The organism is Micromonospora maris AB-18-032 (assembly GCF_000204155.1).
In the GTDB taxonomy this organism is placed as follows: Bacteria; Actinomycetota; Actinomycetes; order Mycobacteriales; family Micromonosporaceae; genus Micromonospora; species Micromonospora gifhornensis.
The window spans coordinates 130,111-150,362 of sequence record NC_015434.1 but is presented as its reverse complement, the minus strand read 5'-3'; the positions used below and the strand labels follow the sequence as shown (position 1 = coordinate 150,362).

Genomic DNA, 20,252 nt, shown 5'->3' with positions numbered 1-20,252 from the left:
GAAGCCGCAGGGGACGCCCGCGCATCCTCCTTTCGAGACGTCTCAGGGGCAGCGTGGGACAGGCCGGTGATGGGGGCGGCTGCCCCAGAGGGCAAGTCAGGGTGATCCGCGGGCGGCGCGGCTTCACCGGGCGGGCTACGTGGCGGAATGTCTCAGCGGATCGAAGGCGGGCCCGGCGGGCATCACCCAGAAGAACTCGCCTTCGGTGTCGTAGTCGTAGATCAGTGCGGAACTGCCGGCGGGCATCTTCTCCTCGCCCGGCTGCCGGACCTGCACCACCGCCGACGAGCCGTCGGGCGCGGTCACCTCGGCCTGACCGAAGTCGGCGGTGACCGTGCCGGTCCGCACGACACACAGGCGCCCGACGAAGGCGTGCCTCGTGGCGTCCGATTCGGCCGGGAAGAGCCGCCCCAGCGGTATGGCCACCAACCGGGTCACCAGCCACGCGCAGAACGCGGCAGCCAGCAGGACGCCGATCGAGACGAGCACCCGGGTGCCGGAACCGAAGCCCAGACCGTCGAGGAGCGCGGTGCCGGCCAGGCTGACGAACCAGGCGACGGCGACGAGCAGGGAGAAGATGATGGCGCTGGGCACGCCGCCGAGGCCAAGGCCGGCGAGGAACGTACCGGCCCCACCGTCGACGTCCAGGTCGTCACCCAGATCCAGCACACCGGTCAACACCAGCAGCCAGTAGCCGACGACCACCACCAGCAGGAAGCTGAACAGCACGGTGGGAAAACTGAGTGCCGCGCCGAGAAAACCGGTCACCGCGTCCTCCTCCCCGTGGTCGGCGAGGGCCCGACCACGATGATCGTGACACGGTATGTCAATGCTCACTGCGGCCGATCGACCCATTGCCACCGGCCGGATCGGGCAGATCAGCCGAGGTTGGCCTCGATCAGTGCGTCGATCGTCGCGGACCGTACCTCGGCTTCGGCAGCGGTCACGGCCAGGAACAGGGAGCTGCCATCCGTCCGCCACGCCGTCAGGTAGGCCGTCGACGTCACCGGGTCGTCCGTCGTCAGCACCTGGGCGCCGCTCGGCACGGTGACCTCGCGGGGCGTTCCGGGCAGGCCGGTCGGTGCGGTGAAGTCGAACACCGCGATGACCCGGGTCACCGGGCCGCTGCCCTCGTACGCCGCCCGGGTTCCGGTCGGCACCAGCTGCGGTTGTTGCGACTTGAGCACCGCCTCGGTGGCATCGACCGCCCCCAGATAGGGCGGCAGTCCCCGCAGATCGGGGGCGACCGGGCCGGCGGAATCGGCCGGGCTGGCGGAGGACGGGCCGGTCGGCGGCACCGCGCTGCGCTCGGCCACCATCACGCCGACCGCCCCGATGCCGACCACGGCGGACAGGGCCAGCCCGACACCGGCGGTCTGCGCGCGGCGACGCCGACGCAGACGGGCACGCACGCCCGGCAGCGGATCCGGGGCGGCCGGATAGTGGTCGGGGTCGGAGTTCCAGACCTCAAGAAGGGCCTGCTGCACGTCGCTCATCCCGCTACCTTCCGATCGGCACCGGCGTGGGTGGGCAGCCCGGCGCGGATCGCACCGAGGGCCCGATGACGCAGCGAACGGACCGTGGCCGGGCGTCGTCCGATGGCTTCGGCGATCGCCTCGTCGGTCATGTCGTCCAGATAGGACAGCACCAGCACCACCCGCTGCAGGGGAGGGAGGTCGGCCAACATCCGGCGGAGTTGGTCGTGGTCGTCGACGCGGCCGAGGCCGCCATCGGCGACCAACGGGCGTACGGGTGCGACGATCCGGGCCCGGCGGACGAGCGTACGCATCCAGCTGATGTGCAGTCGGACCATCACGGTCTTCGCGTACCCGATCGGGTTGCCCTCGACCAGCAGGCGGTGCCACGCACCGGCCATCCGCACGTAGGTCTCCTGGAGAAGATCCTCCGCCTGATCAAAATCAGCAGCGACCGCACGCGCGTACCGCCGCAACGCCGGTGTGGACTGGCGCACGAACATCTCGAACTCGTCGGCTTCCATCCCACCTCCCCTCGCCACTAGTACGCCGCGGGCACGGCGATCTGTTGCAGGCGATCCGGTCGACCGACCGGAAATGCTCACGCCGGCAGCAGTGACGAGACCAGCACCGCCAACGCGGCCAGGTAGCCGACCAGGAGCACCCTGGTGACAGCCGTCGACCGGTGGTCCCACTCCAGGTTCCAGCCGCCGGAGTCGTCGAAGTGCAGCGCCGACGTGGTCATCAGCGACCGGCCCAGACCGAATCCGACACCGGCGGCGACGGCCGTCAGCGGCGTGGCGAAGAGCAGCAGCACCACCGCGGTCAGGTACGCCAGCCCGCTGGGCAGGTACGTCCGCACCCCGGTGCCCATCTCCAGGCCGAACTGGAAGGGCCCCGCGAACCGTCCCAGCCGGAAGACGCTCTCCGGCACCAGACGCTTGTTCTCCGGCAGCGGGAAGCGCAGCACGCCGAGTTCACGCAGGGTCACCACCAGGGCGGCGACCAGCACGATCCCGATCCGCACCGGCGGCGGAAGCGGGGCTCGCAGCAGGGAGCCGACAAGCAGCAGGGCCGCCGCGATGACGACGCCGCCGGCGACGAGCCCGAGGCAGAAGTAGAGAGCAGGGAGACCTCGCCAGACCGGCGAGCTCAGCACGGCGGCTGAGTTCCTGCTTCAAGTGGAGCCGCTGGTGGCGAAGCCGGCCGTCAGCGCCAGGCCCGCCACGAGCAAGGCCGTGGGCCACCATCCGTCGTACCGAAGGCCGGCTGCCGCCACGATCACGCCCAGGCCGACGACCAACCCCATGCCGGTGTACGGATGCCAGAACCGCCGCCGCAGCACGGCACTTCGGGACCCGGGCACGGTCAGTACCGGCAGATAGTGAAGTAGGTGTTCGTCGTGCCGCCGGCCGAGACCGTGGTGTTGCCGTCCGAGCAGCGCCACCAGACACCGTCGGGAGTGGTCCACCGCCACGCGTTCTTCTTCGTCGTCGCGCCGCAGGAGTTCGAGACCGGCTTGTAGGTGTAGGTGACCGGCTCGTCCCGCACCGTGCCGGAGCGATGCCATCCCGAGGCGCAGTAGGTGCTGCCCCGGTACGCGCCCCCGAAGCAGGCAGCAGCCCTGGCGGTGTGCGAGCCCACGTTGTCCTTCTGTGGCGAGTAGCCGTTCGGGAACGCGTCCTTGCAGTCGTTGCGATCCCAGCCGGTCAGGCCGCCGGGTCCGGTCTCGGCATGGGCCGGTGACGAGAAGCGAGAGGTGGCGGACGCCACGAAACCACCCACCGCGAGCGCGCTGAACGCGATCCCGCGCAGGACCGTTCGGCGCTGCGGCTGCACCCGCAGCCTGGTCAGCGCCCTGCTCCGCGGCGCTTCGGGCGCGGCGACGGACAGGTCGGGAATCTGCTCGAACGTCAATGTCATGACGCACTCCCCTCGCGGTGCAGGATCTTCTTCCGCACCAGGTCGAACTGCCGCTCGGCCGACCCGACGTCGACCGGCAGCGTGAGATCGACAACCCGGCCGTCGGCCCGGACGGCCATCAGCACCGGCGGGCTCAGATGGGCGATCTTCTGCCACTCGTCCCGGTCCGACACCACGTCGAACTCCTGCCGGACGGCCTCCGGCCACTGCTCGACGTCCTCGTAGGTGAGCAGGACCGGGCGGATTCCCGCCGCGTCGGCCAGTTCGGCCAGTCGCGCCGTCACGGCACCACACAACGGGCACCCGGTGTCCGAGGCGAGCACGACGCGATCCGCGCCGTCCGTCACCGTGGCCCCCAGCACCAGGTCGGGCCCGGCAGACGAGTAGCTGACCTCGCGGACCACCAGCGCGCGGAGCATCCGGACCTCCCGTAGGAGCGCCCCGACCGCCAGGAACAGGATGAGGATGGCGATCCAGTTCAGGATGGTCAACGCCACCGACGGCGACATCAGCCGACCGTCCAGGAAATGTTGATCTGCTCCAGCCAGGCGAGCTTGTCGGCATCCGTCACCGCGTCGTCGGCGTCGGCGAAGACCACCTCCGCCATCGCGGACGGAAAACCGAGGGTGTACGTGTAGTCGGTCAGCTGGGCGGCCGACGTGACGCCGGGCAGCGGCGAGCGCCACACCTCACCGAACATCGTTCGGGCGCCCTGATGGCGCGGCTGAAGGCTGGCTGCGTGGGCGGGCCCCGGGATCGACAACGACCCGAGCCCTTCGGCGAACAGCGCGATGTGCTCGCTCATCGTGCCCAGCAGCGTCTCTCGTCTGGGCCGTACCACCATTCCACGCACCTGGTCGGCGATCTCCAGCGTGGCGAAGAGTTCGACAAGCCGCTCGCGGCGTGGCGCCGGCCCGCCGAACACCGTCATCAGCTCGTGGTAGTCACCGATCAGCGTGGCGACCGAGGTGTGCTTGTCGAGCGACTCCGACACGACGACCTCGCGGCCGTGAACGAGGAGGCGGTCGACCGGATTCGCGGCAACCATGTAGGTGCAGGCGAATTCGTGATATCCGCGAGGCCCGATCTGGAATCCGCGCCCGTAGGCACCGCTGGCGAAACGGACATGGGCCGCGACGCTGGTGACCCGAGGAAGTTCGGCGAGCTCGACATTCACCACCGCGGCACTGGGTGCTACCAACTCAAGACTCTGACCGGGCACTTGATCTCCCTCCCTGGTGGCCAGACCGTAGCAACAGCGCCGGCCGACCAGCGTCCTGTGTGGCATCTGGGGCGTTGCACGTACGCGCCGTGAACTCGGGCACCGCTTCGGGCTATCCGCCCCCGAGCATCCATATCGCCAATGCGAGCCGCTGAAATTCGGTGGATAACCGCCGACGAGGTCGACTCGACCTGATCTTTCAATGTTCCTGGCGCTTCGCCGTTTTTCGCGGGTGAGAGCGAAACCACAGCGCGGTGCTCAGACGATCACCCGCCCGCTGACGTCGACCGTTGCAGGGGCATGCCTGGTCGTCGGCCGGATGCCGACGAGCACTCCCACCGAAGGGACACCAGCGTTGCGTCCAGGTCAGGCATTGCGCTTCGTACGGTCTCGTCGCCCGCTCGCCCGGATCGCGCTCGTGCTCGCGGTGGTCGTCGCCCTGACCGTGGCCGCTGCGGCGACGGTCTACGGATGGCCGCTGCGGAGTGCCGAACTTCAGCGCGCAGAGGTCGAAGTCCCCGTTCCCGAGCTGTCGGCGACCGCTCCGCCGCTGACCAACTCCGGCACCAACCACCCGGCTGCCGCCGTCACGGCGGCGGCCAACCACAGTTCGAGTCCCGGTCGGATCACCGCACCGCCCTCTGCCGCCGTGCCGACCGACCCGGCCACGGCGGCGGCTGTTGCGGCTGCTGTGGTGGCGGCTGCGGCGAAGATCAGTGCGCGGATCACCACCGGGAGCCCGGTGGATCGGCCACCCGCCAGGCAGCCGCAGGGTGTACCGGGGCGACGCCGTCGAAGCACCTCGGCGTAGCCCGCCAGGACGGCGTAGGTGACCGCGAGCAGGGCGTATCCGACCGTCGACAAGTGCGGTACGAGCAGCACGACGCCAAGGACCACAACGGCGACACCGACCTCGGTGGCACCCAGCAGCCGACCGGTCCAGATCCGGACGACGGACGGCAGCAGCGCCTGCCGGGCCAGCAGCGCCCGGACCCGGTGCGGGCGGGCGGCATGGCCGACACCGGCCACGAACAGCAGCACCGCACCACCCAGAGCCACCACGGTCACCAGCGTCGAGAACCCACTCACCGTGCCTCCTCGGTCCGACTGGCACCGGATCCACAGGTCCAGGTGGGCATGGAGGGTGTCGGGGCGCCACCGACGGTCGTGAAGTGAACCGGCGGTGTGCAGCGACGTGCTGCCGCCCGCACCAACCTGGCGAACCGGTGTTAGCGGCGGTCAGCGGGGGACGACGACTCCCCCGTCGATCGCGACAGCGGCGATGTCGGAGCGGTGGTGCGAGCCCTCCAGCGTCACCTCGCGTACCAACTGGTAGGCGGCATCGCGTGCGGCGGCCAGGTCCGCGCCGGTGGCCGTACCGCAGAGGACCCGGCCGCCGGCGGAGAGCAACGCGCCGTCGGCGGCCCGGCGGGTGCCGGCGTGGATGATCCCCGGACGGTCCGCCCCGGTGATCACGTCACCGGTACGCGGCGTGGCCGGGTAGCCCTCGGCCGCGACCACGACGGTCACGGCGGCACCGGCGCGCCAGCGCAGCGGCGGGTGGTCGGCCAGCGTGCCGGTGGCGGCGGCGTGCAGCAGCCCGGCCAGCGGAGTCTCCAGCAGAGCCAGCACCACCTGGGTCTCCGGGTCACCGAAACGGGCGTTGAACTCGATCACCCGAGGACCCTTGGCGGTGATCGCCAACCCGACGTAGAGCAGACCGGAGAACGGGGTGCCCCGGCGACGCATCTCGGTAAGCGTCGGGTACACCACGTCGCGCATGACCTCGTCGACCAGACCGGCCGGGGCCCAGGGCAGCGGAGCGTACGCCCCCATGCCACCGGTGTTCGGGCCGGTGTCGCCGTCGCCGACCCGCTTGAAGTCCTGCGCCGGCAGCAGCGGCACCGCCGCCTCGCCGTCGGTCACCACGAACAGTGACACCTCGGGGCCGTCGAGGTACTCCTCGATCACCACCCGGCCGCACTCCTGTGCATGCTCCAGCGCCACCGCCCGGTCGTCGGTGACGACGACGCCCTTGCCGGCCGCGAGCCCGTCGTTCTTCACCACGTACGGCGGGCCGAACTCGTCGAGCGCCTCACCGACGCCCTCGGCCTCGGTGCAGGTGTACGCCCGAGCGGTGGGCACACCGGCGGCGGTCATCACGTCCTTGGCGAACGTCTTCGACCCTTCCAGCCGGGCCGCCTCGGCGCTCGGTCCGAAGACCGGGATGCCCTTGGCGCGTACCGCGTCGGCGACCCCGGCGACCAGCGGCGCTTCCGGCCCGATCACCACCAGGTCCGCCGCCACCTCGACGGCGAGCGCCGCGACGGCACCCGGATCGACGATGTCCACCGACCGCTGCTGGGCGACCCCCGCGATCCCCGGGTTACCCGGCGCGCAGATCAACTCGGAAACGGACGCATCCTCGGCAAGCCGCAGCGCGAGCGCATGCTCCCGCCCCCCGCCACCCAACAACAAAACCCGCACGACCCGGCATCCTACCCACCCCCACCCCCACCCCTGTTGATCAAGACGTTTGCGTCTCAGATCCGGCCGTCCGCGACCAGAACCTCCTGATCAACTCTGCGTACGGCGGCAGCGGGCGCGGAGGGGGCTAAGGGAGGAGGGGGTGGCGGGTCACGTTTTCTTCGCGGCCGGGGCCTACGCCCACCACTGAGACCTTGGTGCTGCAGAGTTCCTCGATGCGGGCGATGTAGCGCCTCGCGTTGTCGGGCAGGTCTTCCTCGGTCCGCGCCTTGGTGATGTCTTCCCACCAGCCGTCGTGCTCTTCGTAGATCGGGGTGGCGTGGTGGAAGTCGGTCTGGGTCATCGGCATGTCGTCGACACGCTTGCCGTTGATCTCGTACCCGACGCAGATGGGGACCGTGGCCAGGCCGGTCAGCACGTCCAGCTTGGTGATCACCAGGTCGGTGACGCCGTTGAGGCGGCAGGCGTAGCGGGCGACCACGGCGTCGAACCAGCCGCAGCGACGCTCCCGGCCGGTGGTGGTGCCGTACTCGTGGCCGACCTTGCGCAGGTGGGCGCCGTTGTCGTCGAACAGCTCGGTCGGGAAGGGGCCCGAGCCGACCCGGGTGGTGTACGCCTTGCTCACCGCGATCACCTTCGTGATCGCGGTCGGCGGGATGCCCGCGCCCACGCACGCCCCGCCGGCCGTCGGGTTCGACGAGGTGACGAAGGGGTAGGTGCCGTGGTCCATGTCGAGCATGGTGGCCTGGGCACCCTCCAGCAGGACGGTGTCGCCGCGGTCCAGCGCGTCCCAGAGCATCGACCGGGTCTCCGCGATGTACGGCCGCAGCCGCTCCGCGTACTCCAGGTACTCCTCGATGGTGGCGTCGAGGTCGATGGCCTTGCGGTTGTAGACCTTGAACATCACCTGGTTCTTCTCGCGCAGCGCGAGTTCCAGCTTCTTGCGCAGGATGCCCGGGTCGAGCAGGTCCTGCACCCGGATGCCCATCCGAGCGACCTTGTCGCCGTACGCCGGGCCGATGCCCCGGCCGGTGGTGCCGATGCGGGAGCTGCCCAGGTAGCGCTCCACCACCCGGTCCAGCGCCCGGTGGTGCGGCATGATCAGGTGCGCGTCGCCGGAGATCCGCAGCCGGGACACGTCGACGCCCCGCTCGGCGAGGCCGTCGATCTCGCTGAGCAGCACCTTCGGGTCGACCACCACACCGTTGCCGATGACGATCACGGCGTTCGGGGACAGCGCCCCGGAGGGCATGAGGTGCAGGGCGTACTTCTGGCCGTCCGGCGTGATCACCGTGTGGCCGGCGTTGTTGCCGCCCGAGTAGCGGACGACGTAGTCGACCCGCTCACCCAGCTGGTCGGTAACCTTGCCCTTGCCCTCGTCGCCCCACTGAGCGCCGATGAGCACGATCGCTGGCATCTTCTCGCCTCCAGAAGGCTCGGGTGCCAGATGGCGACCGGTCAGCGAGCCCGGGGTGTCAGGTTAACAAGTAGTGACGGCTCGACCGGCAGGGGTCGCGCAGACAAAGCAGGAGGAGCTACCCGTGTACGACGTGGTGCTGCTCACTCTGGGCTCGGAGCGGGACGCTTCCGGGGCCGGGTGCGGCAGCGGCGAAGCCTGCTGTGGCGGCGACGTGGCAGCGACGAAGGACCGCGACGACCGCTGCGAGACGCCCCGCGTACCCGTGTTGGCCTGTGCGGACGCGTTGACCGCCCGAGGCGCCCGGGTGGAGGCGGTGACCGCCCGCTCGGACGCGGAGATCGACGACGTGCTGGCCCGGCTGGACGGCCCGGCCCGGCCCGACGGCCTCACCTGGCCGGACCCCGACTCCAAGATCCGCCTGGTGGTCGCCGTCGCCGGTGACGCACAGTTGCGCGCCGTGCTGCGCCGACTGGTCCGACGGTACGCCCCACCGCCCAGCCGCCGCCCGGCGGACCTGGCCGGCAACCGGACCGTGCCGGACCTGCCGCCGATCGGCGTACTGCCGCTGGACCCGGCCCGCAGCACGACGCACCGTGACCTGGCCGCGCAGCTCGGCCTGCCGCGTGACCCGGCTGCGGTGGCCGCCGCGGTGCTCGACGGCACGCCCCGACGGCTCGACCTGCTGCGCAACGACGGTGGTTCGGTCACGCTGGACGGTGCCCTGCTCGGCGCCGCGAGCGAGGACGGCCGACCGCTGCACTGGCGCGGCCGGGTCGAGGTGGACGACGCCGTGCTCTCCGACGGCGACGATCCCCTGCTGGCCTGCGTGATCGGCAACGCGGGCGGTTACGCCCGGCTCGACGACGTCACCCTGCTCGCCGACCCGGACCCGAGCGACGGGCTGGTCGAGGTGGCGGTGGCCGTACCGGTGGTCACCCGGTCGCGGCTGGGCCGTCGGCGGGTACGCCTGGAGGTCCGCCGGGCCCGCGGTCGAGCCGCCTCGGTGCTGCCTCGCGACGAGGCCGCGCTGCCCTACCTGGACGACGGTGTGCAGGGCGAGTTGACCCGTAAGCGGTCCTGGTGGACCGAGCCGGGCGCCTGGGCGGTCTGGACGCCCTGACCGCGTCCCGCACCGGCGGCCGAGATCGTCCGGTGGGCCTATCCTCGGCTGGAGGACTGGGGAGGAACCGTGGTGGACGAGAACGCCGACCGGGTGCACGTGCCCGGCCAGCATGGGGTGCCGGAACGGGACATCGAACCACTCTGGCCACCCGACCAGATCGACGGCTTCGGCACGTCGGGGTGGGACGCCCCACCGCCCGCCCCGCCTGTCGCCCCACCGCCCGGCGGTCGACCGGCGACGTCACCCGGTGACCACCCGCCGGCCACCCACTCCGCGACGCCGGGCGGATATCCGGCCGTCCCGCCGTCGCCCGCCGACTACCCGTCGTTGACCGGCGGTGGGCCGTCCGCCACCGGCTGGGCACCGGTGCCCACCCCGCCGCAACCGCCCGTTTCCGCTGATCCGGATCCGGGTCCGGCCGCCAGCGCGTGGGGGCCGGGCAACGGCGGCTCGTTCTCGGCGCCGCCGACCGCATCCGGACGAGCGACCCCGGTCGGGCCGCCGCCGGAGTCCGGTCAGGTCAACCTGGACCTGCCGTTCACCCTCGACCCACCGACCGCCCTCACGCCGAGCCGGGACAGTGGGCCTCGCGCGGTGAGCGACAACGTGCCGGCGGAGCGGGGTGACGCGCCCGACGCCGGGGCGGACTCCGCGGCAGCGGAGAGCGGCGACGCGACCTCGACGACCCGGCCGATGGAGTCACCGTGGGCGCAGCCGCCACAGCGGTCCGGTGTCGCCACCCCGTCGGAGAACGGCGGCAGGGCCGAGGCCGCGGTCGGTGTGCCTCGCCCCACCTGGGCCGGGCCGGCTCAGCCACTCCCGCCGGTGCCGTCCGCGCCGCCGGACACCCTGCTGTCCGGCACTGCGGTACCCCAGCAGCCCGGACCGGATCAGGCGGCTTTTCCGCCGCCCCAGCGCGGCAGCTTCCCCGTGCCACAGCACGGTGTGGCCACACCCCAGCACGGCGATCCGGTGCCGCACCCTCCCGCACCGCACGGCGAGCCGCTACCGCACCCTCCCGCACCTCAGCAGGGTGTCGTGGCTGGTCCCGAGACGCCCGTACTCCAGCCGGGGCCCTTCACGGCCGCGGTGCCGCCGCCGGCCGACGTCAGGGCACCTGCCGCGCCTCACCCCGGGCCGGGCGCACCCCAGGTCACGCCGCCGTACGCAACACCACCCGGGCCCTTCCCGCCGCAGCCGGCCTGGCAACCGGCCCCCTGGCAGCAGCAGGGCCCGCCGGCGGTGCCGTACCAGCCGACGGAGACCGCGCCCCGGACCGGGTACGCTGATCAGGGCTGGACCCAGGAGACCGGCGGTGCACCCACCGCGGAGGACTTCGCGCGACGGCGGCAGGTGCGCCCCACCGACCCGGTCGCGACGATGGGCGTACGCGCAGTGGTCAACAAGACGGGCCTGGTGAAGCTGCCACCGGGCCGGCACGAACTCGAACTCAAGCGCGACATCGAGATGGTGCGCCGCAACTTCGGCGGGCTGCGTCAGGTCACCGTGGTCAACCCGAAGGGTGGTGCCGGCAAGACGGTGGCCATCCTGCTGCTCGCCATGACCTTCGGGCAGAAGCGTGGCGGTTACGTGCTGGCCTGGGACAACAACGAGACCCAGGGCACCCTCGGCATGCGCGCCCAGCAGGACTTCCACTCCCGTACGGTGCGGGACCTGCTGCGCGATCTGGGTCAGTTCCACGGTGCGCACGGCCGGGTCGGCGACCTGTCGCAGTACGTCCGCTCGCAGGGCGAGGGGATGTTCGACGTACTCGCCTCGGACGAGTCGGCCACCGGGGGCGAGATGCTCACCGCGGCGGCCTTCGGTGAGATCCGCGAGGTGGTCAGCCGGTTCTACAAGTTGATCTTCGTGGACACCGGCAACAACGTCCGGGCACAGAACTGGCAGGCGGCGATGGACGCCACCGACCAACTGGTGGTCACCATGTCGGCCCGTAACGACTCGGCCGAGACCGCCGCCCGGATGCTCGACCACCTGGAGCAGAGCGGACGGCAACGGCTGGTCCGGCAGGCGGTCACGGTCGTCTCGATGCCGCCGTCGCGCAAGGAGATCGACCTGCCGGCGATCCAGGAGCACTTCGCCGCGCGTACCCGGGCGGTGCTGCTGGCGCCGTACGAGCGGCTCATCGACACCGGCGAGCCCATCCGATACGCAGGCCTGTCAGCGGCCACCCGCGACGCCTGGCTCAAGATCGCCGCCGCCGTGGCCGAGGGCCTGTAGCCCGAGCGGGGACCCGCGCGAGCGGGGACCCGCGTGGGCGGGGACGCGGCGCGCTCGATCCGGGATCGAGTGGCTTCCAACGCGAGGGAGACCACTCGATCCGGGATCGAGCGCGATCATGCTGGTGGGCGGCGTCACCGCGGCGCTCAGGGCAGGCGGGTCACTGCGGTGAGGGGCTACCCGGGGTTGAGGGTCAGTTGCTGGCGAGGGCGTCGGCGGCGGCCGGGTCGCAGTCGCGGAGGAACTGGGCGCAGCGGGCCGCCTCGTCGGCCTCGCCGATCTCGTCGGCGGCCCGGGAGAGCACGTACAGGCAGCGCAGGAAGCCCCGGTTCGGCTCGTGCGACCAGGGCACCGGACCGTGCCCCTTCCAACCGTTGCGGCGCAGCTGGTCCAGGCCACGGTGGTAGCCGGTGCGGGCGTACGCGTACGCCGCGACGGCCTGATCCTGCGCGAAGGCCCGGGTGGCCAGCACGGCCCAGGCGGCGCTGTGGCTCGGGAACCGGGCCGCCGCCTCGGCGTACGCCTCGTCGCTGCCGGCCTGCTCCGCCGTGGTCAGGGCGGCGTCGGCCTCCTCGTCGGCGGGCAGGAGCGTGGCGGGTGGCTCAGGTAGGAGGTTCTGCATCGCCCCATTCAACCCGCATCGACCGGCGGTACGCGAGCGGGTCCGGCAAGCCGGCTGACTGAACGGCCGAGAGGTCTGTCACGCCTGCGGCCCATGCCGCCAATTGGAACAATCCACTACAACTGAATCTCCGGAGCCTCTCCAGGAACCGGATTGCGGGAGCCCGGCCAGGCCGCCGGGCTCCCGCCCACCGCTGCTGACGCTCCCGCCCACCGCCGTCGACGCCCTCGCCCCAACACCGCCGACGCTCCCGTCCAGCGGCGAGCGGGTCGACGCCGGACCGGGGCAAGTCGGCGCGGGTTGAGCCGGCGGGGCAGGATGATCAGGTGCCGACTCCACCCCCCGCGGACGTCATCGAGCCGCACACCTGGACAAACGAGATTCAGACCCGGGCCGAGTTCGACCGGCGGCTGGCCAGCGGAAGCCTCGTCGGTCTCACCGTCCAGGGCCTTCGGCTGGATCTCGACCCGATCCCCGACTTCACCACCGTCGAGGTGGCCGGGACACTCTTCGTCGGTTGCCGCTTCGCCTCCCGGCAGGTCGGTGCCGACCTGGTCCGGCGCGGCGCGAACGTGGTGCCGCCGTTCTCCGGGCTGCCCTACCCGACCCAGCCGCCGCACCTCTACACCCCGGAGGAGTTGGCCGCCGGCTTCGCCGAGGGCGGGTTCGAGGCGATGTACGACGCCCGGGTGTACGCGCACTTCCGGGCCCACGGCGGGGCGCTGCCCGACGTCCGGGAGGCGCTCGGCCAGCGGCTGCACGACCACGGCGTGGACAACGCGCTCGCCGATGCCACCCGTGCCTGGCTGACCGCGCACGGGCCGCAGTCGGTGGTCGGCGTGATGGGCGGGCACGCGGTACGCCGGGGCAGCCGGTCGTACCGGATGGCCGCGGTGCTCGGCCGAGAACTGGCCCGAGCAAACCGGCTGGTGGTCACCGGCGGCGGGCCGGGCGTGATGGAGGCCGCCAACCTGGGCGCGTACCTGTCGACCCGCCCGGCCGAGGATCTGACCGCCGCCATCGACCTGCTCGCCACCGCACCCGACTTCAGCGACCACGACCGCTACACGGCGGTGGCACTTCGCGTCCGGGAGTTGTTCGGCCGTTCGGTCACCCCACCGCCGGACGGCACCGAGCCGGCGACGGCGTACCAGGCCGACTCGACCGAGCTGGCCACCGGTGACCTGGACTGGGCCCACTGCGGCGGGCTGGCGGTGCCGACCTGGCTCTACGGCCACGAACCGGCGAACCTGTTCGCCGGTCGGATCGCCAAGTACTTCTCCAACGCCATCCGGGAGGACACCATCCTGCGGCTGGCCCGGGGCGGAATCGTCTTCGCTCCCGGCCGGGCCGGCACCGTGCAGGAGGTGTTCCAGGCCGCCACCAAGACCTACTACGGCACCGACGGAGCCAGCGGTGCCTACGTGTTCCTGGACCGTGCCTACTGGACCGAGGAACTGCCGGTGGAGTCGCTGCTGCGTCCGCTGCTGGCGACCTCGCCCTTCGGTGACCTCTCCGACACCGTGCACCTCACCGACGACGCCCACGAGGCCGTCCGCCTGCTGCTGCGGTAAGGAAGGGCACCTTGTTAACGCCTCCGGTAGAGGAAGGGCCCCTTGTTAACAGAGCGGCGGCGGTCAGGCTCCGGGAAGGAGCCTGACCGCCGCCGTCGGGACGTCTAGTACGTCACTTGGTCATCGTGGTGCCGGTGGAGCGCAGGTGCTCGCAGGCCTCCGCCACGCGGGCGGCCATGCCGGCCTCGGCGGCCTTGCCCCACACCCGCGGGTCGTACAGCTTCTTGTTGCCGACCTCGCCGTCGACCTTGAGTACGCCGTCGTAGTTGCGGAACATGTGGTCCGCCACCGGGCGCGAGAAGGTGTACTGGGTGTCGGTGTCGATGTTCATCTTCACCACGCCGTAGTCGAGCGCCTCGCGGATCTCGGACAGCAGCGAGCCGGAGCCACCGTGGAAGACCAGGCTGAGCGGCTTCTCCTTGCCGTACTTGGCGCCGACCGCCTCCTGGATGTGCTTGAGCACCTCGGGGCGCAGCTTGACGTTGCCCGGCTTGTAGACGCCGTGCACGTTGCCGAAGGTCAGCGCCGCCATGTAGCGGCCCTTCTCGCCCAGGCCGAGCGCCTCGACCATGGCCAGGCCATCCTCGACGGTGGTGTAGAGCTTGTCGTTGATGGCGTTCTCGACGCCGTCCTCTTCACCGCCGACGACGCCGACCTCGATCTCCAGGACGATCTTGCCCTTGGCGGCCTCGGCGAGCAGCTGCTCGGCGATCTCCAGGTTCTCCGCGACCGGCACGGCCGAGCCGTCCCACATGTGCGACTGGAACAGCGGCTCCTGGCCGGCCTTCACCCGCTCCTGCGAGATGGCCATCAGCGGCCGGACGAACTTGTCCAGCTTGTCCTTCGGGCAGTGGTCGGTGTGCAGCGCGATGTTGACCGGGTACTTCTTGGCCACCTCGTGCGCGTACGCGGCGAACGCCACCGCGCCGGTGACCATGTCCTTGATCGAAGGGCCGGAGAGGTACTCGGCGCCGCCGGTGGAGACCTGGATGATGCCGTCGCTCTCCGCGTCGGCGAAGCCCTTGAGCGCCGCGTTGAGCGTCTGCGACGACGTCACGTTGATCGCCGGGTACGCGTACCGGCCCGCCTTGGCGCGGTCCAGCATCTCGGCGTAAGCCTCGGGGGAAGCGATGGGCATGTCGAACGCTCCTTACTTGCCGCTGTCGGCCGTGCGGCCGCTGTTCTCCTTGCGTGCCGGTTTACGGCGCCTGATACCACTGGGCACGCCGGACCGCGCTGTCCTCCGCGGGCAGTATCCCGTAGCTCGTGCAGCCGGGCACAACCGGCCCAGCGCGCCGAGCGCTCACCGCCGGTCCGTCGAGTCGGGCACGATGACGCTGATCAGCCAGGTGACCACTGCCATCACGATGGCGCCCCAGAAGGCCGCCCAGAAACCGTTCACATGGAACGGCAGTTTCAGCACGCCGGCGACCCAGTCGGTCAACAGGAACAACAACGCGTTGACCACCAACGCGAACAGGCCGAGAGTCACCAGGTAGAAGACGCAGCCCACCACCTTGATCAGCGGCTTGAGCACCGCATTGATCACCCCGAAGATCAACGCCACGATGAGCAGGGTGAAGGCGGTGTCGTAGCCGCTGCGTCCGGTCACCTCGACTCCGGGCACGATAAGCGTGGTGACCCACAGTGCCACGGCGGTGGTCGCCAGTCGGATGAGGAAGCCCACGACCACATCCTGGCATCGGGGCGGCCACCGGCGGGTCGGTTCGGCCGACTGACCTGCGGTCACGGCGTACCCTCACGCGCCCGGCAGGTCGGTTGCCAGCGAGGTGCGTGCGCAGCCCGTACCGTGGGTGGGTACCGTCCACCGACTACCCGGAGGCATCGAATGGGTCAGCCTGACGAGGACTTCGCTCCCGGCGACCACCTCAGCCCGGAGGAGCGCGATCTGGAGGCTGAGCCGGCCGACGCGATCGAGCAGGCCGCCGTGGTCGATCCGACCCGGGCCGACGACGAGCCGCACCGCGGCTTCGAGGTCGACGACTGGGACGCGATGGAGCAGGCCCGGGTGGTCGCCGCCGACGAGGACGACTACCGCTGACCTGTGCTGGGGCCGCAGCGTTGCAGGGCTGGCCGAAAACGGGACGACGCAAGATCGACGGAGCTGACACCATTGGCCCGTGCTGCTGACCCTGACCACGACGCACCGACCGGCGACCGATCTCGGTCACCTGCTGGTCAAGCATCCCGACCGGACGCACGCCTTCGACGTGCCGGTCGGTACGGCGCACGTGTTCTATCCGCAGGCCGACGAAGCGCGGTGCACCGCCGCTCTCCTGCTTGACGTCGACCCGACAAAGCTGGCCACCGCGCGGGGCCGGGGCCGTGGGCGGCAGCCGACCGCGACCCCGGAGAGCTTCACCCTCGGGCGGTACGTCAACGACCGGCCGTACGCCGCGTCCAGCCTGCTCGCCTCGGCGCTGTCCCGGGTGTACCGGTCGGCGCTGCGCGGCGAGTCCCGGGACCGGCCGGAGTTGGCCGCCACCAGCATCCCGCTGGAGATCCGGGTGCCCGTGCTGCGCTGCCGGGGCGGTGCCGAGGTGGCGACCCGGCTGTTCGGCCCGCTCGGCTGGACGGTGACCGCCACCGCCATCACGCTCGACGAGCAGCACCCGCAGTGGGGCGAGAGCCGCTACATCGACCTCACTCTCACCGGCACCCTCCGGGTCGCCGACGCCCTCAACCACCTGTACGTCATGCTGCCCGTGCTGGACGACGCCAAGCACTACTGGGTGGCCCCGGACGAGGTGGACAAGCTGCTACGGGTCGGTGCCGGTTGGCTCGCCGGCCACCCGGAGCGGGGGCTGATCGTGCGTCGCTACCTGGCCCACCGGCGGGCACTTGCCGGTCAGGCGTTGGAGCGGCTGGCCGCACAGTGCCCCACCGACGAGCCGGGTGTCGACGACGGCGTGGCGGACCGGCCGGCCCAGGCACCTCGGGCGTCACTGGCCGCCCGACGCCGGGAGGCGGTGCACACCGCGCTGGTCGAGGCCGGTGCCCAGCGCGTACTTGACCTGGGCTGCGGCGGCGGTGCGCTGCTGGCCACGTTGATCGGGGACCGCCGGTTCACCGAGATCGTCGGCACCGACGTCTCCACCCAGGCACTCAGCCTGGCCGCTCGCCGGATCCGACTCGACCGGCTGCCCGAGCGGCAGCGCAACCGGGTCACCCTGCACCAGTCCGCGCTGACCTACCGGGACGAGCGGCTGCGCGGGTACGACGCCGCCGTGCTGATGGAGGTCATCGAGCATCTCGATCCGCCGCGCCTGCCGGCGCTGGAGGACGCGGTCTTCGGTTACGCCCGACCGGCCACGGTCGTGCTGACCACGCCCAACGTCGAGCACAACGTCCGGTACGAGGGTCTCGCGGCGGGCGCGTTCCGGCACTCCGACCACCGCTTCGAGTGGACCCGTGCCGAGTTCGCCGAGTGGGTCGACCGGGTCAGTGCGACGTACGGCTACTCCGCCGTCGTACGCGGCGTCGGCGACGACGACCCGCAGGTCGGCGCGCCGACGCAATTGGCCGTGTTCACCCGAACCTGAGTGTTAACAAGGGGCCCCTGCTCTACCGGAGGCGTTAATAAGGGGCCCTTCCTTTCAAGGAGGCGTGGTGGCTGTACTGGGTGTTCCGGAGCTGGCGCTGGTGGCGCTGGTCGGCGTCTCCGGGTCCGGCAAGTCCACGTTCGCCCGCCGACACTTCGCGCCCAGTCAGGTGCTCTCGTCCGACGCCTTCCGGGCGATGGTCGCCGACGACGAGAACGACCAGTCCGCCTCCGCAGACGCCTTCGACGCGTTGCACTACGTGGCGGGCAAGCGGCTGCGGGCCGGTCGGCTGACCGTGGTCGACGCGACAAACCTCCAGCCGCACGCCCGGGCCGCCCTGGTCCGGGTGGCCCGCGAACACGACGTCCTGCCGGTGGCCATCGTGCTGGACGTGCCGGAGGCGCTGGCCTGGGCGCGTACCGAGGCCCGGGCCGACCGCACCTTCGGCAAGCAGGTGCTCGCCCGGATGTCCCGCGACCTGCGCCGGACGTACGCGCAGCTGGCCCGGGAGGGCTTCCGCAAGGTGCACGTGCTGCGGGGCGTCGACGAGATCGACGCCGCGCAGATCCGCTTCGAGCGGCTGTTCAACGACCGGCGGGAGCTGACCGGACCGTTCGACATCGTCGGTGACGTGCACGGCTGCCGCGCCGAACTGGAGTCGCTGCTCGGTCGGCTGGGCTGGCAGCTGCACCGCGACGAGGCGGGCCGGGCGGTGGACGCCACGCACCCGGCGGGGCGTACCGCCGTGTTCGTCGGTGACCTGGTGGACCGCGGCCCGGACTCACCGGGCGTGCTCCGCCTGGTGATGGGCATGGTCGCGGCCGGGCACGCGCTCTGCGTGCCGGGCAACCACGAGCAGAAGCTGCTGCGCAAGCTGCGCGGGCGCAACGTGAAGGTGGCCCACGGTCTGGCGGAGACGCTTGAGCAGTTGGCCGCCGAGCCGGACGAATTCAGCGCCGAGGTGGCGACCTTCGTCGACGGCCTGGTCAGCCACTACGTGCTCGACGGCGGCCGGTTGGTGGTGGCGCACGCCGGGCTGAAGGAGGAGTACCAGGGGCGGGCGTCCGGCCGGGTACGCGCGTTCGCGCTGTACGGCGAGACCACCGGCGAGACCGACGAGTACGGCCTGCCGGTGCGCTACCCGTGGGCGCGGGAGTACCGGGGCGCAGCGACGGTGGTCTACGGTCACACCCCCACCCCGCAGCCGGAGTGGGTCAACAACACCATCTGCATCGACACCGGCTGCGTGTTCGGCGGGCGGCTGACCGCGCTGCGCTACCCGGAACGGGAGCTGGTGGCGGTGCCGGCGGAGCGTGAGTGGTACGCCCCGGTCCGCCCGCTGACCGCCGTACCGGCCCGGCCGGACGAGGTGCTGGAGTTGACCGACGTGGTCGGCCGGCGGCACGTGGAGCACCCGTACAGCTCGCTCACCGTGCCGGCGGAGAACGCCGCCGCCGCGTTGGAGGTGATGAGCCGCTTCGCGGTCGACCCGCGCTGGCTGGCCTGGCTGCCGCCCACCATGGCACCGTGCTCGACCTCGAAGTTGGACGGTTACCTGGAGCACCCGGCGGAAGCTTTCGCCGACTACCGGGCGGCCGGGGTGGACCGGGTGGTCTGCGAGGAGAAGCACATGGGCTCCCGCGCGGTCGTGCTGGTCTGCCGGGAGGCCGACGGCGGCCCGTTCGGTCCCGGTGGCGGGGTGGTGCACACCCGCACCGGTCGGCCCTTCTTCGGTGACCCGCTGGACACCGAACTGCTCGCCCGGGTCCGCACGGCGGTCTCCGCCGCCGGGCTCTGGGAGGAGTTGGACACCGACTGGTTGCTGCTCGACTGCGAGCTGCTGCCCTGGTCGGCCAAGGCCGGTGGCCTGATCCGCGAGCAGTACGCGAGCGTCGGCGCGGCCGGCCGCACGGCCCTGCCGGCAGCGTTGGCGGTGTTGGACGTGGCGGCCGCCCGTGGGCTGGACGTCGGTGTTCTGCGCGATCGGGTGGCCGGTCAGCGTGCCGACCTGCTCGCCTACACGGCGGCCTATCGCGCGTACGTACGCCCGACGGACGGTCTGCGTGGCGTGACCCTGGCACCGTTCGCGGTGCTGGCGGGGCGGAAGGCGAGCTATGCCGACCGGGATCACGGCTGGCACCTCGCCCTGGCCGACCGGCTCTGCGCGGCGGATCCGGAGTTCTTCACCACCACCCGTCGTCAGGTGGTCGACCTGTCCGACGCCGATGCGGTACGCGAAGCCACCGACTGGTGGCTGGCGTTGACCGCGGACGGCGGTGAAGGCATGGTCGTCAAGCCGTACGCCGGTCCGGCGGCCCGCAGCGAGCGGGGTTCCCTGCTCCAGCCGGGCATCAAGTGCCGGGGGCGGGAGTATCTGCGGATCATCTACGGCCCGAGCTACACCGAGCCGGCCCGACTGGCCGCGCTGCGGAGCCGGTCGCTGGGTCGCAAGCGGGGGCTGGCCCTGCGCGAGCACGGGCTCGGCCTGGCGGCGCTGGACGCCCTGGCCGATGGTGCACCGCTGTGGCGCCGACACGAGCTGGTCTTCGCCATTCTGGCCTGCGAGTCCGAGCCGGTCGACCCTCGACTGTGACCCGGTCGG

General features: G+C 71.5%; 20 protein-coding genes. 6 read left to right on the top strand and 14 right to left on the bottom strand.

The annotated features are described in order from the left end of the window. Positions 1-135: 135 nt before the first annotated feature. From VAB18032_RS00750 to VAB18032_RS00700, 11 genes are all read right to left on the bottom strand, one after another. Entirely contained in the window at positions 136-768 is a 633-nt protein-coding gene (locus tag VAB18032_RS00750) for a DUF1449 family protein (RefSeq protein WP_013730849.1), read from the bottom strand. 110 nt (positions 769-878) lie between these two features. After that, complete coding sequence (locus VAB18032_RS00745) at positions 879-1,496, bottom strand: hypothetical protein (RefSeq protein ID WP_013730848.1); 618 nt, start codon at positions 1,494-1,496, stop codon at positions 879-881. After that, a complete protein-coding gene (locus VAB18032_RS00740) occupies positions 1,493-1,999 on the bottom strand; it encodes a SigE family RNA polymerase sigma factor (protein WP_013730847.1) in 507 nt (168 codons plus the stop codon). The genes VAB18032_RS00745 and VAB18032_RS00740 overlap by 4 nt, the downstream gene beginning before the upstream one ends. A gap of 77 nt (positions 2,000-2,076) precedes the next feature. Then, a complete protein-coding gene (locus VAB18032_RS00735) occupies positions 2,077-2,634 on the bottom strand; it encodes a hypothetical protein (RefSeq protein ID WP_013730846.1) in 558 nt (185 codons plus the stop codon). Between the two features lie 18 nt (positions 2,635-2,652). Then, positions 2,653-2,841 (bottom strand): hypothetical protein, encoded by a 189-nt coding sequence (locus VAB18032_RS00730; protein ID WP_043719224.1) that lies wholly within the window; start codon positions 2,839-2,841, stop codon positions 2,653-2,655. 2 nt (positions 2,842-2,843) lie between these two features. After that, the gene (locus tag VAB18032_RS00725) at positions 2,844-3,398 is read right to left on the bottom strand and encodes a hypothetical protein (RefSeq protein ID WP_013730844.1); all 555 of its coding nucleotides are present in this window, start codon (positions 3,396-3,398) and stop codon (positions 2,844-2,846) included. Beyond that, positions 3,395-3,907 (bottom strand): hypothetical protein, encoded by a 513-nt coding sequence (locus VAB18032_RS00720; RefSeq protein ID WP_013730843.1) that lies wholly within the window; start codon positions 3,905-3,907, stop codon positions 3,395-3,397. The genes VAB18032_RS00725 and VAB18032_RS00720 overlap by 4 nt, the downstream gene beginning before the upstream one ends. Beyond that, a complete protein-coding gene (locus VAB18032_RS00715; protein ID WP_013730842.1) occupies positions 3,907-4,578 on the bottom strand; it encodes a hypothetical protein in 672 nt (223 codons plus the stop codon). Before VAB18032_RS00715 ends, VAB18032_RS00720 begins: the two co-directional genes overlap by 1 nt. 537 nt (positions 4,579-5,115) lie before the next feature. Further along, positions 5,116-5,709: a MauE/DoxX family redox-associated membrane protein gene (locus VAB18032_RS29820; protein ID WP_013730841.1), complete on the bottom strand. Its 594-nt coding sequence runs from the start codon at positions 5,707-5,709 to the stop codon at positions 5,116-5,118. 150 nt (positions 5,710-5,859) lie between these two features. Continuing rightward, positions 5,860-7,107 carry a phosphoribosylamine--glycine ligase gene (gene purD / locus VAB18032_RS00705; protein WP_043719216.1) on the bottom strand — a complete coding sequence of 416 codons (1,248 nt, stop codon included), beginning with the start codon at positions 7,105-7,107 and terminating at the stop codon, positions 5,860-5,862. Between the two features lie 127 nt (positions 7,108-7,234). Next, a complete protein-coding gene (locus tag VAB18032_RS00700) occupies positions 7,235-8,524 on the bottom strand; it encodes an adenylosuccinate synthase (protein ID WP_013730839.1) in 1,290 nt (429 codons plus the stop codon). 124 nt (positions 8,525-8,648) lie between these two features. Between VAB18032_RS00700 and VAB18032_RS00695 the strand changes: the two genes are divergently transcribed. Both VAB18032_RS00695 and VAB18032_RS00690 read left to right on the top strand, forming a co-directional pair. Next, positions 8,649-9,647 carry a diacylglycerol kinase family protein gene (locus VAB18032_RS00695; protein WP_013730838.1) on the top strand — a complete coding sequence of 333 codons (999 nt, stop codon included), beginning with the start codon at positions 8,649-8,651 and terminating at the stop codon, positions 9,645-9,647. A 69-nt stretch (positions 9,648-9,716) separates the two neighbouring features. Further along, positions 9,717-11,891, top strand: coding sequence for a MinD/ParA family ATP-binding protein (locus VAB18032_RS00690; protein WP_013730837.1), 2,175 nt, complete (start codon positions 9,717-9,719; stop codon positions 11,889-11,891). Between the two features lie 193 nt (positions 11,892-12,084). On the opposite strand, the gene VAB18032_RS00685 is transcribed toward VAB18032_RS00690, so the two are convergent. Beyond that, positions 12,085-12,513, bottom strand: a complete 429-nt coding sequence (locus VAB18032_RS00685; protein WP_013730836.1) for a DUF3151 domain-containing protein — start codon at positions 12,511-12,513, stop codon at positions 12,085-12,087. Positions 12,514-12,839: 326 nt separating this feature from the next. Here VAB18032_RS00685 and VAB18032_RS00680 point away from each other — a divergent pair, with 326 nt between their 5' ends. Continuing rightward, on the top strand, positions 12,840-14,087 hold the full coding sequence (locus VAB18032_RS00680; RefSeq protein ID WP_013730835.1) for an LOG family protein: 1,248 nt from the start codon (positions 12,840-12,842) through the stop codon (positions 14,085-14,087). A gap of 112 nt (positions 14,088-14,199) precedes the next feature. Here the strand turns inward: VAB18032_RS00680 and fbaA are convergent, their stop codons facing one another. Continuing rightward, on the bottom strand, positions 14,200-15,225 hold the full coding sequence (fbaA, locus tag VAB18032_RS00675) for a class II fructose-bisphosphate aldolase (protein ID WP_013730834.1): 1,026 nt from the start codon (positions 15,223-15,225) through the stop codon (positions 14,200-14,202). Between the two features lie 165 nt (positions 15,226-15,390). Next, on the bottom strand, positions 15,391-15,774 hold the full coding sequence (locus tag VAB18032_RS00670; protein WP_043722518.1) for a phage holin family protein: 384 nt from the start codon (positions 15,772-15,774) through the stop codon (positions 15,391-15,393). Between the two features lie 162 nt (positions 15,775-15,936). Here VAB18032_RS00670 and VAB18032_RS00665 point away from each other — a divergent pair, with 162 nt between their 5' ends. The 3 genes from VAB18032_RS00665 to VAB18032_RS00655 all read left to right on the top strand — a co-directional run bounded on the left by VAB18032_RS00665 (position 15,937) and on the right by VAB18032_RS00655 (position 20,243). Beyond that, complete coding sequence (locus VAB18032_RS00665; RefSeq protein WP_013730832.1) at positions 15,937-16,149, top strand: hypothetical protein; 213 nt, start codon at positions 15,937-15,939, stop codon at positions 16,147-16,149. Positions 16,150-16,228: 79 nt separating this feature from the next. After that, entirely contained in the window at positions 16,229-17,650 is a 1,422-nt protein-coding gene (locus tag VAB18032_RS00660) for a 3' terminal RNA ribose 2'-O-methyltransferase Hen1 (protein ID WP_013730831.1), read from the top strand. Positions 17,651-17,717: 67 nt separating this feature from the next. Next, positions 17,718-20,243 carry a polynucleotide kinase-phosphatase gene (locus VAB18032_RS00655; RefSeq protein WP_043722514.1) on the top strand — a complete coding sequence of 842 codons (2,526 nt, stop codon included), beginning with the start codon at positions 17,718-17,720 and terminating at the stop codon, positions 20,241-20,243. Positions 20,244-20,252 lie beyond the last annotated feature (9 nt).